The sequence below is a fragment of the Bacillus sp. UNC69MF genome (assembly GCF_000746035.1).
Taxonomy (GTDB): domain Bacteria; phylum Bacillota; class Bacilli; order Bacillales; family Bacillaceae; genus Bacillus; species Bacillus velezensis.
In genome coordinates this window covers 1-13,449 of record NZ_JQKM01000017.1, presented here as the reverse complement: position 1 = coordinate 13,449, position 13,449 = coordinate 1, and the positions used below count along the sequence as shown (strand labels likewise).

Here is a 13,449-nt window from a genome sequence, read left to right as displayed (position 1 = left end):
GGAAGAGAGACATATCGACAACCTATCTTATGAGGAGAAGGAAGCTTGTAGAACCGTTTTACATATCCACTGAATCGGACAAGCCTTTACACGTTACGACAGCGCATTCTGTCAGTTCATGCGGAAAAGTCTTTTTGCGTTTTCGGTTGTAATTGAGGCAATTTCTTCATATGTCAGCCCTTTTAATTCAGCGAGCTGTTCAGCAACATATTTTACATAGCTTGGCTCATTTCGTTTGCCGCGGAAAGGATGCGGTGTCAGGAAAGGACAGTCCGTTTCAATCAGCAAACGGTCATTCGGAATTTCCTTTGCTACTTCTTTTGGTTTCTTCGCATTTTTGAAGGTAACCGGTCCGCCGAATGAAATATAAAAATTCATATCCATACACTGCCGCGCAACCTCCGCGCTCCCCGTAAAGCAGTGCATAATACCGCCGACTTCTTCCGCCCCCTCTTCTTTCAAAATCGTGACAACATCTTCCGTTGCATCACGATTATGAATGATAATTGGAAGGTTCACTTCTTTGGCGAGAGCGATTTGTTTCCGGAATACTTCTTTCTGAACGTCTTTTGGGGATTTATCCCAGTGATAATCAAGGCCCATCTCTCCGATTGCCACGACTTTTTCGTGAGAGGACAGTTCCTTAATCCATGATAAATCTTCCTCTGTCATGTCAATTGCGTCTACCGGATGCCAGCCGATCGCAGCGTATATAAAGTCATATTCCTCAATCAGCTCCATCGCACGCGTGATAGTGGGTTTGTCGAATCCGACAACGACGATCCGTTCAACTTTTTCAGCCTTTGCACGCGCAATGACTTCTTCTAAGTCTGTGTCAAATTGCTCGGCATTTAAGTGCGCATGTGTATCAAAAAGCATCATAAAAACTCCTTTCTTGTTGAAAAACAAAAGGTGTTCGACGGAATGTTACACGTGAAACACCTTTTGCATCTATTATTTAATTCGAGTGCCTTTCGGTAATGACTGGTCGACAGCTACAACTTTGAGAACGCCGTCCGATTCTCCTGCCAGTATCATTCCTTGAGAAAGCTCGCCTCTCAGTTTTACCGGTTTTAGATTCGTTACACAAATGATCTTCATTCCCACAAGCTGATCCGGTGTGTAATGCTTCGCGATACCTGATACAACTTGGCGCTGTTCAAAGCCCAGATCAATTTGCAATTTCAGCAGCCGATCTGCTTTTTTCACCGGCTCTGCGGACAAGACTTCTGCGACGCGAAGTTCTGTATCCATAAATTGATCAAATGTAATTTCAGGAAGACGCTCTGCTTCTTGCGGCTCTTCCGCCTTTTCTTCTTTAGCAGGAGCAGTTCCTTGCATTTTTTGCTTGATGTAAGCTACTTCCTCTTCAGCTTCAAGACGAGGGAAAAGCGGTTCCCCTTTATTCACTTTCGCGTTCTTCAATTGGCCGAATGTCTGAATACTGTCCCAAGCTTTAAGAGACTGATCCTCAACTCCGAGCTGGGCAAACATTTTTTCAGGCGTCTGCGTTAAGAAAGGCTGGAGCAATACGGCTGAGATACGTAAAGATTCAGCTAAATGATACATGACGGAACGTAATTCTTTTTCTTTTTCCTGGTCTTTAGCAAGCACCCACGGAGCAGTTTCATCAATATATTTGTTCGTACGGCTGATTAATTGCCATAGCGTTGATAAAGCGACTGAAAACTCCATGTTTTCCATTGCCTTTTCATAAGCTTTAACCGTTTCACCGGCTACAGAAGAAAGCTCTGAATCAAAATCGGTCACATTTCCTTCATATGAACCAATCTCACCGTCAAAATATTTTTGGATCATTGCGACTGTACGATTCAGAAGGTTTCCTAAGTCGTTCGCCAAGTCATAATTAATCCGTTCTACGAAACCTTCCGGCGTAAAGACACCGTCTGAACCGAATGGCACTTCGCGAAGCAGATAATAGCGAAGCTCATCCAAGCCGTAGCGTTCAATTAACGTTACCGGATCAACGACATTTCCTTTTGATTTTGACATTTTTCCGTCTTTCATCAATAACCAGCCATGCGCGAATACTTGCTTAGGCAGCGGGAGATCAAGCGCCATCAGCATAATCGGCCAGTAAATGGTATGAAAACGGACAATTTCTTTACCGACAAGATGGACGTCAGCCGGCCAGTACTTTTTGTAAAGCTCATCATTTTCCGTATCGTAACCGAGCGCTGTAATATAGTTGAACAGTGCGTCAATCCATACATACACGACATGCTTCGGATTTCCCGGCACTTTTACGCCCCAGTCGAACGTCGTTCTGGAAACGGCCAAATCTTCAAGCCCCGGTTTAATGAAGTTGTTAATCATTTCATTTTTGCGTGATTCAGGCTGGATGAAAGAAGGATTTTCCTCATAAAACTTCAGCAGGCGGTCTGCGTATTTGCTCATGCGGAAGAAGTATGACTCCTCTTTGATTAATTCGACCGGGTGGCCGCTGTCCGGGCTTTTTCCGCCGACAACCTCACCCTTCTCATTTCGTTCCACATCCACCAGCTGTGTTTCCGTATAGAATGTTTCATCAGGGATGCTGTACCAGCCCTCATACTCATCCAGGTAAATGTCACCATTATCAAGAAGTTTTTGAAACACTTTCTCGATAATTTCTTTGTGCCGGCTTTCCGTCGTCCGGATGAAATCATCGTGAGAAATGTCGAGCTGCTTCCATAGTTTTTGGATTTCAGCAACTGCACGATCCACATAAGCTTGAGGCGTGATATTCTCTTCCTCCGCTTTCTGCTGGATTTTCTGTCCGTGCTCATCCGTTCCGGTTAAGTAGCGTACGTCAAATCCTTTTAATCTTTTGTAACGCGCCATCGCATCGCCGGCCACGGTAGTATAAGCATGGCCGATATGTAATTTTCCGCTCGGATAATATATCGGGGTCGTAATATAAAAAGTATTATTGTCTTGCGGCATGTTGCAACCTCCCATTCAGAATGTCGAAAAGCTCACGCCCAAAGGACGAGAGCGGTTTTATTTGATATACAATATTGATATTTGTCCTCTATCTATGATACCATCTTAGCCTTTAAGATCAAGGATATATACGTACTGCGCGTAAAAGAGTAAATAAAATTAAAAATTTTTATTGAAATTAAAAAAAGTCTTAACATGTCGAAATTTGTCGTATATAATCTACTAATATAAAACATCTTGGTTCGAAAGTCTTGATTTAAAAGGATTTTCAGTAGGATAATAGGTTCGAAAAAGCAGTCAAAAAGCCTGTTATTTCAGGATTTCCAAGGCTTTACTTACTATAAGAACTAATTCTTACAATCAATAGTAAACAAAAAGATTGACGATTATTGGAAACCTTGTTATGCTAGGAATGTAAGGAATTTTGTCGAATAATGACGAAGAAAAATATAAACTACAAAATAATTATCTCTCGGGAGGAGACTGTTAATGAAATCTACTGGTATCGTACGTAAAGTTGATGAACTTGGACGCGTCGTTATCCCTATCGAACTTCGCCGTACACTGGGCATCGCAGAAAAAGACGCTCTTGAAATTTATGTTGATGATGAAAAAATCATCCTTAAAAAATATAAACCAAACATGACTTGCCAAGTAACTGGTGAAGTTTCTGATGATAACCTTAAACTTGCCGGCGGCAAATTGGTACTCAGCAAAGAAGGCGCTGAGCAAATCATCTCTGAAATTCAAAACCAGCTTCAAAACCAAAAATAAGCTATTTCATACAAAAACCGTTCTTGTTACGATACAAGAACGGTTTTTTTTATGATTGAATGTGATAAGCGTCATAAATCTCGCGTTTCGGAACGCCCCGATCTACCGCTGTTTGTTTTATGGCCTGTTTGGAAGATGCTCCTTCGTTTATGTAATGCTCCACATGCTCTTTCTCAGAAAGCTCCGTCCACCAAGGCTTTTCCTCTTCATCCGGTTCAGCGGTTTGATTTCCTTCGACAACGAGACAGAACTCACCGCGGATTTGATCTTCATTTGCCCATTCCATCACCTCGGCGATGGTTCCTCTGATGAATTCCTCGTACTTTTTCGTTAATTCTCTCGTGACGGCGATGGTTCGATTACCCAAAACGTCATGCATTGCTATTAATGTTTCTTTTAATCTGTGCGGCGCTTCGTAAAATATCATCGTTTCCTGCCGTTTTTTCAGGATTTCGAGTTCTTTCTTCTTTTCTTTTTTCTGTCTGTTTAAAAATCCGTAGAAGAAAAACGGCTGCGGGGTGATGCCTGATGCGGTCAGCGCGGTTAATGCCGCATTAGCACCCGGGAGCGGAACGACATATCCGCCGATTTGGGTGAAATCTCTCACAATCTCAGCCCCCGGGTCGGAAATTGTCGGCATGCCGGCATCACTGACCAATGCCACATTCTTTCCGCTTTTCAGCCATTCAATGATTTTATGGCCGCTGCTTTCTTTATTATGTTCATGATAGCTGATGAGAGATGTTTCTATGTCATAAACATGGCACAGCTTTTTCGTCTGTCTCGTATCTTCGGCAGCTATGACATCGGCCGATTTCAGCGTCTCTACTGCACGAAAGGTCATGTCCTCCAAATTGCCGATCGGTGTAGGAACAAGGTACAGAGTTCCCATTTCAGATTTTCCGTTAAAACTCATCTGGCGTCTTAACATATACAGCCTCCTTGCTGCGTCGTTTTTCTTCTATATATTGCTCTTTTTTCTTTCGGGTCAGCTGCTTAAAACGGTATTCCGCCTGCATCGCTTCCCGTTTTGTTTCAAATGATTCCGCATGGCATAACGAAACCGGCCTTCTCGCCCTTGTATATTTCGCGCCCTTTCCCTCATTGTGGGTTTTCAGCCGTTTTTGCAGATCATTTGTATAACCGGCATACAGACTGTTGTCATTGCACAGCAGCACATAAAAGAAATGACTATTTGTCTCCATATAAAATCGTGCGGATCTCTTTCGTATATTCATTTTGTTCATTGTATACGAACAGCGGGGGAAGAATTTTGAGATCAGGGCGGCCGCCTTTAATTCCTTCAACCAAAATGGTATTCGCTTCTTTACCTTGTTTCGGATAAATAAACTGAACCCGTTTCGGTTCTATTCGGTACGCTTTCATTAATTCAAAGATTTCCAAAAGCCTCCCCGGCCGATGAACGAGAGCCGCTTTTCCGCCTTGCTTCAGCAGTTTGCTGCTGACGGAAATCACATCTTCAAGCGTGCAAAGAATTTCGTGCCTTGCGATTCTGAGATGCTCGTTCAGGTTCTGCTCCGCCTCTTTCGGTGTTTTAAAATAAGGCGGATTGCAGGTGACAACATCATATTTATTATGTCCGAGTCTTTCCGGCATATTTTTCAGATCATCATGAATGAGACTGATCTGACCGCCCAGCCCGTTGTATTCCACGCTTCGGAGCGCCATATCATACAAGCGTTCCTGAATTTCAACCCCGGTGATATCAGCTTTTGACCTTGTGCTGAGCAAAAGCGGCACAATGCCGTTCCCCGTGCATAAATCAACGATGTTCCCCTTTTGAATCGGAACGTATGCAAACTTAGACAGCAGCACGGCATCTAATGAAAAAGCGAAAACCGTCGGACTCTGTACTATTTTCATATCCTCTGCTAATAAGTAATCCAATCTTTCATCATCACGTAATGAAACCATAATCTTATTCCTTTCGGCACTCTTTGAAAAAGGCTTCCGACATCAGCGGAAGCCTTTTCCTTATTTTTTATTTAAGAAGGACAGACAAAAAAGGCAATCTCCCTTGCGGACGCTCCCATAATGGACGTTGCAAATATGAAAGCCTTCTTGATACAGCCGGGCCAGATTGTCGTACCCTTCTCCTATATCACTCTGCTCTGCCTTCTGTGTTTTTGTTTCTTTCTGATCGGCTTTGAATTTCTCAATTTGCTCTGTCGTATCATCAAGCCGCTTACGCAAATGCTTATTTTCAAGCTGAAGATGGTGATTCTCTTCAATCATTTCGCCGATATGCTGCTTTAAGTCACCCAGCTGACGGTACAGCGAACCGATTTGTTCCTCCAGGTTTATGACAGTATCAAATAACTCTTTTTTATCCAAGGTTCCACACCTCGTTAATCTGTGGTTTGTGCGGATACGACGCCCTCTTCCAAGAGCTCTTCCCAAGTATATTCTATCACTTTTTCACGATTCTTCAGTTCCACCTGAAGCACCCGTTCCAGAATATTAAGACCGACAACCTTTGCGGGGCCGTTTGCCGTCGTAATCATTTCGCCTAAATCCGGCAGCTGTTCTTTTGCCGTCTCATACTCATCATTTTCGTACTTCAAACAGCACATCAAACGGCCGCACAGACCGGAAATCTTCGTTGGGTTCAACGATAAATTTTGATCCTTCGCCATTTTGATGGACACCGGTTCAAAATCACCGAGGAACGTGGAGCAGCAAAGCATTCTCCCGCATGGTCCGATACCGCCGAGCATTTTCGCCTCGTCCCTCACCCCGATTTGGCGCAATTCGATTCTCGTTTTAAAGATAGAAGCCAAGTCTTTGACCAATTCCCTGAAATCAACCCGTCCGTCTGCTGTAAAGTAAAAAATGACTTTATTGCGGTCAAATGTAAACTCAACATCAACCAGCTTCATATCTAAGCCGTGGTCAGCCACTTTTTTCTGACAGACTTCAAAAGCGGACAGGGCCTCCTGTTTGTTTTCTTCTACAATGAGAAGATCGCGTTCATCAGCAACGCGTATGACCTTTCGAAGCGGAAGCACAACATCATGCTCGTCCACTTGTTTATTTGCGATGACAACCTGCCCGTATTCGACACCTCTTACGGTTTCAACAATGACGCAGCTGTCTTGTTCTATATCAAATCCGTTCGGATCAAAATAATAAATTTTCCCCGCTTTTTTAAAGCGGACGCCTATTACGTTGTACAAGCTTATCCCTCCTGCAACGTTAACACCAAGTGCTCCATTAATCCCTGCACATTCACATTGGAATGAAGCCGTTTTTTTGCTTCTAAAACAGCGAGAATTTGGTTCGTAACGCTTTGTTGTGTAAATTGCAGCGCATGCTGTTTTATTGATTGGAATAAGTCTTGATAAATCAGTTTATCTTCATTTCCAATTTGGATGGATAATACATCACGGTATATCAATAAGAGCATATCAAGACCCATTTCTTGATGGGTTTTTTCTTTGAAAAAGGGCACCCACTGATCCTGAATGAAGAAAAAGGCATGTCCTTTCCGCTGATGTAAGACTTCATACAATTTTATCACTTTCGCTCTGGACTCTGCAAACTCATCATTTCGACTTAATTCGACTGCTTCCGCAATATTATTTGTCATATTTGCTAAGAGCCGGGCCATGTGAGGGCTCACTTCCTGTTCAATCAGTCTTTCTTCTATGGCTTTCGGCTGAAGCGGCTGGAACGGGAGAACCTGACATCTCGAAACGATGGTATCCAGTATTCGGTGGAGCTGCTCAGTAATAAGAATTGCGATGGTGTCTTGACTCGGCTCCTCTAAAAATTTCAGCAGACTGTTTGCTGCATTTGTCGTCATTTGATCCGCATGGGATATAATGTACAGCTTTTTATGCGATTCCAGTCCTGTTTTAGAAAACTCTTCCTGAAGCGATTGGATCTGAGCCTTTTTAATGGATAATCCGTCGGGCTGAACCACATGGAGGTCGGGATGGTTTCCGGATTCAATACGCTTACAGTTCCGGCACTCCCCGCAAGGCTCAGTCCCGTCTTCAAGGCAAAAAAAGCTTTTTGCGAGAAGCAGTGCGGCATCCAATTTGCCCGTTCCTTTTTTGCCTTCAAACAGATATGCGTGAGAAAGCCTTTTCTTTTCAATGCTGTTATGCAAAAGCCGCATCACTCTGGGCTGCTGCCCGGTCATTTCCTTCCATGATATTGCCATTGTATCACTCTCTATGTGTAAAGGTTAATCAATAAACCTTTTATTTCTCCGATTCGATCCAGCAAATCAATTGCCGGTTTTTCCTGATCTAACATTTCTTCCGTCAGCTGAAGCAGTTTTTCATCTATTTCTTTCACAAGCCCCAGAGTCCGGCTGCTTCCGTACAGGTCAAAGCTTTTCTCCGTCTCATGCGATAACCCGCTGTCTACGGCCTCTTTTACAAAACGTTTTACCAATCCTTTGAATTTCGCTAAGTCTTTGAAGTTTCTCGACTTCGTCAGCCTTTTCCCGAACGTTTCTATATCCGTTAAGAACCTGCTCAGCTGATCAAATTTCAGCTTGCTGCTTTGGCTGTCCATTGAACTTTTAAATGTTCCGGAAAGCTCTGCCGCTTTATAAGCAGGCTGCTGCTTTTTCTCAATAAATGTACGTAAGTCAGAATTTATTTTCACGTCGTCAAATCCTTAAAATTGATGAAATTCATCGACCGGGAGGACAAAGACCGTCGCTCCGCCGACTTCCACTTCGACGGGATATGGAACGTAGGAATCCGCATTCCCGCCCATCGGGGATACCGGGGCAATCATCTGATCACGTTTACAGCCATTCTCTTTAATGAGGCTGAGCGCTTTATCGACACGGATATCTTCCACCCCGATCATAAACGTCGTATTGCCTGATTTAAGGAATCCGCCTGTTGTCGCAAGCTTCGTCACCCTGAAGTTGTGGTCGGTTAATACTTTCAAAAGCCTGTTGCTGTCCTGATCCTGCACCACTGCCACTATTAGTTTCATTCTCTAGGCCCCCTTTAGGTTGGAAAGAACATTATCGTTACATTCATTATAGCAACTTATGAGAAACAGGTCACAACTGAATTTTTTTCAATGCTTCATTTATCACTTGAAGTGCGTCCTGAATGACGAGTTCCTTCTTTTTCGATGCGTCGATTGTATGGAATCTTTCCGGAAAACGCTGCATTACCTTTTGGTATCCTTCCCGTACTTTCGTATGAAAGTGCAGGGCCTCAAGATCGAGACGATTCTTCTCTCTTGAATCATTCGACGTAATCCGTTTCAACCCTTCTTCCGGCTCAATAGAAAAATAGATGGTGACATCAGGCATCGTATCGCCGATTGCAAACTGGTTGATAGAAAGGACTTCATCAATGCCGAGCCCTCTCGCATAGCCTTGGTAAGCCAGCGAACTGTCGATGAAACGATCGCACAGCACAATGCGGCCTTCTTTCAATGCAGGCTGCACCTTTTCGACTAAATGCTGTCTTCTCGCCGCAGCGTAAAGCAGCGCCTCCGTTTTGGCATCCATCAGTGTATTGTTTTTATTTAAGATCACTTCTCTGATCTGTTCCGCAATGTCGATGCCGCCCGGTTCTCTTGTCGCTGTCACCGGGAGCCCCTCTGCCGACAGAATCTCTTTCATTTCCTGAAGCACAGTCGTTTTCCCTGCACCTTCAGGACCTTCAAATGTTATAAATAAACCGCTCATGATTTCTCCTCTTCTATATAGACAAGTAATTGTTCCCCGTTTAACAAGCCTTGAATATGCGCGTCCATGCCGATTAAACGGGAAAGCTTTTGTAGAATCTCTTCTGTTATCCGTTCTCCGTCCATGATCAGCGGAATTCCCGGCGGATAAGGAATAATGTTCCCCGCATGCAAGCGCCCGGCAGCCTTATTTATATCTGTAAGCTCTTTTTTAAACTTCCGCATCTCATTTTGCGGATATTCAATTGTCGAAATGGACGGAAATGTCCAATTCACGGCATCCGGCAATTTATCGGGCGGTGTATTCTCCAGTTTCTGCTGTATGTTTCTTACGGTTGCCTGTTCTATCATCCGCCGGCCGCCTATCGGCAGTACGAGCAATACTTGGTACTCGTCAGCCAGCTCGGCAACAATGTCTTCACTCTCCAAAATCCGTTGTAATGAATAGCCGGAATGTCCGAGCTTTGACCGAAGAATTAATTTTAACGGGTCCGCCCGCAGCCCATATCCGGAAGGCTCGATTATTTCAATAGAAGAAATTGATGCGAACCTTCGTTTGATTTTCTCAATGCGCTCCATATGAACGGGAAGTGTCCCTTTTTCAGCAATATCCTGCACATAAGCGCGCGCCGTATCTAAAGATGCCATAATCGGGTATGACGGGCTGCTGCTTTGCAAACTGCTTACATAATAAGTTAATCGATCTCTGTCAATTCTGGTGCTGTTCAAATGAAAGTAAGACCCCATCGTCATAGCCGGAAGCGTTTTGTGAGCCGATTGAACAACGGCGTCTGCCCCCATAGCCAATGATGAAGGCGGGAAAGGCTGGCCTAACACAAAGTGAGCCCCATGAGCCTCATCCACCAGTACAGGAACGCCGTATGAATGGGCTTTGTTAACTGCCGCAGTCAAATCGGCAGCATGCCCGTAGTAAGTCGGATTGGTCAGAACAAGTCCTTTCGCGTTCGGATATGACGCCAGCGCTTTTTCGATGACTGAAAGGGATACATGTGCCGGCACATGCATGTTTTCATCGATTTCCGGCGCCAAATAAACCGGCTTGGCTCCGGCCAATGCCGCCGCATGGAAAACAGACTTGTGACAATTACGCTGGATCAGAATGGGTTCACCCGGTTCACAAACAGCTAAAATCATCGCCAGATTGCCGGCGGTCGTTCCATTGACGAGAAAGAAACTTTCCTGAGAGCCGTAAAATCTGCTCACCAAATCCTGCGCTTCCTTAATGACCCCCGTCGGGTGATGCAAGTCATCAAGACCCGTGATCTCAGTCATATCAATAGATAAAAGAGATTGATATACAGATTTGGCTTCATCAAAAAAGACATCTCCATTGTGATGTCCCGGAACATGAAAAGAATACGTATTTCGGTGCGCATGCTTCATCAGCGCTGTATATAAAGGTGTGTCCATTTTTAAACAAATCCTTTTCCTGTCTTTCTTATTATATCGTGCCTGCGAGCCAACTTAAAGCTAAGACTTTTTGCCATCTAGCCGTTATCCCGGCCGGACCTCATATCAAGCAGCTTCTTTTTTAAATCGCCTTCCATGATAACAAGCTCCTCCTCGGCACGCCTGCGTTTCACCCTGCCTTCTTCTTGGATAGACATGATTTCTTCAAGTGTGCTGACTAAGCTTTCCTGCACTTTTTTGAGGGTGTCCGCCTCAACAAGTCCGCGCTCATTGGCTTTGGCGGTCTCGACTGTACTTGTTTTCAGAAGTTCAGCGTTTTTCAGCAGCAATTGATTTGTCGTATCCGCTGCCTTCTGCTGCACATCTGCCGCACTCCGCTGCCTCATAAGCGTCAGCGCGATGGCGACTTGATTCTTCCATAAAGGAATAGCCGTAACAATGGAGGACTGAATTTTCTCTGCCAGTGCCTGATTCGTGTTTTGAATCAGGCGGATTTGCGGCGCACTCTGAAGCGTAATCTGCCTGCTCAGCAGCAGATCATGCACCCTCTTATCCAGACGGTCGGCAAACTGGCGAAGATCATTCACTTCCTGCGCGGCCATTTGATTGTGTTTTTGTAATTCGGCTTTTCTTGCCGCTTCGGGTATCAGCTTTGTTTTCAGCTCATCTAATTTCAATTCCCCCGCTGCTATATACATAGTTAAATCAGAAAAGTATTGTTTATTTTGGGCGTACAGCTGATCTAACAATTTATTGTCACTCAACAGCACATTTTTAGAATGTTCCAGCCTTCTGCTGATACGGTCAATCTGCACACTTGTCTTTTGATATTTCGAAAGCACTTCCTGCACGGAACCGGACACCCTTTTAAACAGCCTGGCGAAAAACCCTTTGTTCTTCATCTGCAGATCATCGGGGTTTACCTGGTCAAGCTTAATCATCAGATCAGCCAATATTTGTCCCATCTCTCCTGCATCTTTTCTTTGCACGTGCTCTATCATCGTATGGGAAAATTCCAGAAGATTCGCCTGCGCCTGTGAACCAAACAGAACAATGCTTTGCATGTTCCCAGGGTCCAGTTTTTCAGCGAGCTGAAGTGCCGCTTCTCTTTTTTCTTCCGGCAGCGTATCTGCAAGCTTTAGAGGAGTCTGGTCATTTTGGGCGCCCATGCTGTCGTCGGAACGGTCTTTGGCCATTTCCTTCTTCCTTTCTTATTTTCTCAGTGAATGCTTTGCCATATCTAATTCAAAGTGCAGGTCGTCGATGTCCTCCTTCATCAGTTCATGAAGATCCTCTTCCAGCCTTCTGGAAAGCCCTGCCAGAGTCATCCTCGTCTCACTCAAGGACATTGATAAATCTTTATTTTTTCGCGGCTGTGAGGAGAGCAGAGCATACTTTTCCGTCAGTTCTACAACAGAATCAAGCGTTTGATAATAGAAACGCTCTGCCTGATAAAAACGCTTCGGCTCCTGCTTTGTGAGCAGATATATTCGTCGGGTTATCCGCAGTATCTCTGCATTCTGCTTCAGCATTTGTATACTTTTAGAGTGAAAAAGCGCCCTGCGTAATCGGATGATTTTACCCTTTGCTTCCTCAAGATTTTCCTTGATATAAGCATATTCTTTTCTTGTCAGCCGGTGTTTTTTTAAAAAGAGACGCTTCGCATTCCACAGGCCGGCCGCACTGACAGCGGCTCCGCCGGCTGCCCCATATAAAAGCGAATACAGAAAAGGCTGATGCCCTATCGTAAAGAAGGTTATCCCCGCTAATACAAAAACTGTGCTGCCGCAAAGCGTCCATTTCATATATTGAATAAACGGTTTCATACTTGATCGACTCCTATTTATTCACTTTTATCAGTATTATCTATTACATTCCATGTCTAAACAAGTTCCTCTTCTTATCGTATCAGTTCTTTTATAAAAAGTGTAAAAACTCCTCTGATTTCAGGCAAAAAAAAACCCTTTTCAGGGTTAAGAATATAACGTCGGTGTATGAAGGCTTTTCAGTTTACGAACGAAAAATTCATAATTTGGATCAGAGGTCGGAGTGGAAACTACTTTCTTCTCACACTCTAAACATATAAATTTCGTATAAATATGGATTCCCCTGCTTTTTTTGGTTTCACACACAATACATGTCTCTTCATGGCTGGACGTTTCATTCATTTTGCCCACCTCCGTATGAATAGCCTTCCCTTAAGCTGTTGATTGTATACACAATTTGGACCTTTTTGAAGTTTGCAATTAGTATATGGGCGTTTCCGTATTTCGGTGTTTGTTTTGTTTTTATTCAAAAACAAACAAGGCAGCTCATGATGAGCTGCCTTTATCATAATATAGCTTGGCGGCGTCCTACTCTCACAGGGGGAAACCCCCGACTACCATCGGCGCTGAAGAGCTTAACTTCCGTGTTCGGCATGGGAACGGGTGTGACCTCTTCGCTATCGCCACCAAACCATTGAGAGTGTTCTCTCAAAACTAGATAACAGTAAGCATACATTCAAATTGGTTAAGTCCTCGATCGATTAGTATCTGTCAGCTCCATGTGTCGCCACACTTCCACCTCAGACCTATCAACCTGATCATCTTTCAGGGATCTTACTTC

16 protein-coding genes and 2 rRNA genes are annotated in these 13,449 nt (G+C 44.1%); 1 reads left to right on the top strand and 17 read right to left on the bottom strand.

Features of this window, described 5'->3' with window-relative positions:
* Window positions 1-111: 111 nt before the first annotated feature.
* Both BR62_RS0111250 and metG read right to left on the bottom strand, forming a co-directional pair.
* The gene (locus BR62_RS0111250; RefSeq protein WP_017419495.1) at window positions 112-879 is read right to left on the bottom strand and encodes a TatD family hydrolase; all 768 of its coding nucleotides are present in this window, start codon (window positions 877-879) and stop codon (window positions 112-114) included.
* 75 nt (window positions 880-954) lie between these two features.
* The gene (metG, locus tag BR62_RS0111245; RefSeq protein WP_020955208.1) at window positions 955-2,946 is read right to left on the bottom strand and encodes a methionine--tRNA ligase; all 1,992 of its coding nucleotides are present in this window, start codon (window positions 2,944-2,946) and stop codon (window positions 955-957) included.
* A 483-nt stretch (window positions 2,947-3,429) separates the two neighbouring features.
* Here metG and abrB point away from each other — a divergent pair, with 483 nt between their 5' ends.
* Window positions 3,430-3,720: a transition state genes transcriptional regulator AbrB gene (gene abrB / locus BR62_RS0111240; RefSeq protein ID WP_169510469.1), complete on the top strand. Its 291-nt coding sequence runs from the start codon at window positions 3,430-3,432 to the stop codon at window positions 3,718-3,720.
* 49 nt (window positions 3,721-3,769) lie between these two features.
* On the opposite strand, the gene rsmI is transcribed toward abrB, so the two are convergent.
* The 15 genes from rsmI to BR62_RS0111165 form a co-directional block, all read right to left on the bottom strand.
* Complete coding sequence (gene rsmI, locus BR62_RS0111235; RefSeq protein ID WP_020953847.1) at window positions 3,770-4,651, bottom strand: 16S rRNA (cytidine(1402)-2'-O)-methyltransferase; 882 nt, start codon at window positions 4,649-4,651, stop codon at window positions 3,770-3,772.
* Window positions 4,626-4,925 carry a GIY-YIG nuclease family protein gene (locus tag BR62_RS0111230; protein WP_007409921.1) on the bottom strand — a complete coding sequence of 100 codons (300 nt, stop codon included), beginning with the start codon at window positions 4,923-4,925 and terminating at the stop codon, window positions 4,626-4,628. The genes rsmI and BR62_RS0111230 overlap by 26 nt, the downstream gene beginning before the upstream one ends.
* The gene (locus BR62_RS0111225; RefSeq protein ID WP_004264717.1) at window positions 4,912-5,655 is read right to left on the bottom strand and encodes a tRNA1(Val) (adenine(37)-N6)-methyltransferase; all 744 of its coding nucleotides are present in this window, start codon (window positions 5,653-5,655) and stop codon (window positions 4,912-4,914) included. Before BR62_RS0111225 ends, BR62_RS0111230 begins: the two co-directional genes overlap by 14 nt.
* A gap of 60 nt (window positions 5,656-5,715) precedes the next feature.
* Entirely contained in the window at window positions 5,716-6,075 is a 360-nt protein-coding gene (gene yabA, locus BR62_RS0111220; RefSeq protein WP_004264720.1) for a replication initiation-control protein YabA, read from the bottom strand.
* A gap of 14 nt (window positions 6,076-6,089) precedes the next feature.
* Complete coding sequence (gene ricT / locus BR62_RS0111215) at window positions 6,090-6,917, bottom strand: competence/sporulation regulator complex protein RicT (RefSeq protein ID WP_004264723.1); 828 nt, start codon at window positions 6,915-6,917, stop codon at window positions 6,090-6,092.
* Window positions 6,918-6,919: 2 nt separating this feature from the next.
* Entirely contained in the window at window positions 6,920-7,909 is a 990-nt protein-coding gene (gene holB, locus BR62_RS0111210; RefSeq protein WP_007409919.1) for a DNA polymerase III subunit delta', read from the bottom strand.
* Between the two features lie 11 nt (window positions 7,910-7,920).
* Window positions 7,921-8,361 (bottom strand): YaaR family protein, encoded by a 441-nt coding sequence (locus tag BR62_RS0111205; protein ID WP_004264730.1) that lies wholly within the window; start codon window positions 8,359-8,361, stop codon window positions 7,921-7,923.
* Window positions 8,362-8,373: 12 nt separating this feature from the next.
* Window positions 8,374-8,703, bottom strand: a complete 330-nt coding sequence (gene darA, locus BR62_RS0111200; RefSeq protein ID WP_004264734.1) for a cyclic di-AMP receptor DarA — start codon at window positions 8,701-8,703, stop codon at window positions 8,374-8,376.
* Window positions 8,704-8,773: 70 nt separating this feature from the next.
* Window positions 8,774-9,412, bottom strand: coding sequence for a dTMP kinase (gene tmk / locus BR62_RS0111195; RefSeq protein WP_007409918.1), 639 nt, complete (start codon window positions 9,410-9,412; stop codon window positions 8,774-8,776).
* Window positions 9,409-10,842, bottom strand: coding sequence for an aminotransferase class I/II-fold pyridoxal phosphate-dependent enzyme (locus tag BR62_RS0111190; RefSeq protein ID WP_032870874.1), 1,434 nt, complete (start codon window positions 10,840-10,842; stop codon window positions 9,409-9,411). The genes tmk and BR62_RS0111190 overlap by 4 nt, the downstream gene beginning before the upstream one ends.
* A 77-nt stretch (window positions 10,843-10,919) precedes the next feature.
* Complete coding sequence (locus BR62_RS0111185) at window positions 10,920-12,038, bottom strand: toxic anion resistance protein (RefSeq protein ID WP_032870872.1); 1,119 nt, start codon at window positions 12,036-12,038, stop codon at window positions 10,920-10,922.
* Between the two features lie 15 nt (window positions 12,039-12,053).
* On the bottom strand, window positions 12,054-12,668 hold the full coding sequence (locus BR62_RS0111180) for a 5-bromo-4-chloroindolyl phosphate hydrolysis family protein (protein ID WP_032870870.1): 615 nt from the start codon (window positions 12,666-12,668) through the stop codon (window positions 12,054-12,056).
* A 147-nt stretch (window positions 12,669-12,815) separates the two neighbouring features.
* Window positions 12,816-13,010, bottom strand: coding sequence for a sigma factor G inhibitor Gin (locus BR62_RS0111175; protein WP_007409914.1), 195 nt, complete (start codon window positions 13,008-13,010; stop codon window positions 12,816-12,818).
* A 173-nt stretch (window positions 13,011-13,183) separates the two neighbouring features.
* Window positions 13,184-13,299 (bottom strand): 5S ribosomal RNA (gene rrf, locus BR62_RS0111170).
* A 50-nt stretch (window positions 13,300-13,349) separates the two neighbouring features.
* A 23S ribosomal RNA gene (locus BR62_RS0111165) occupies window positions 13,350-13,449 on the bottom strand; the annotation flags it as partial.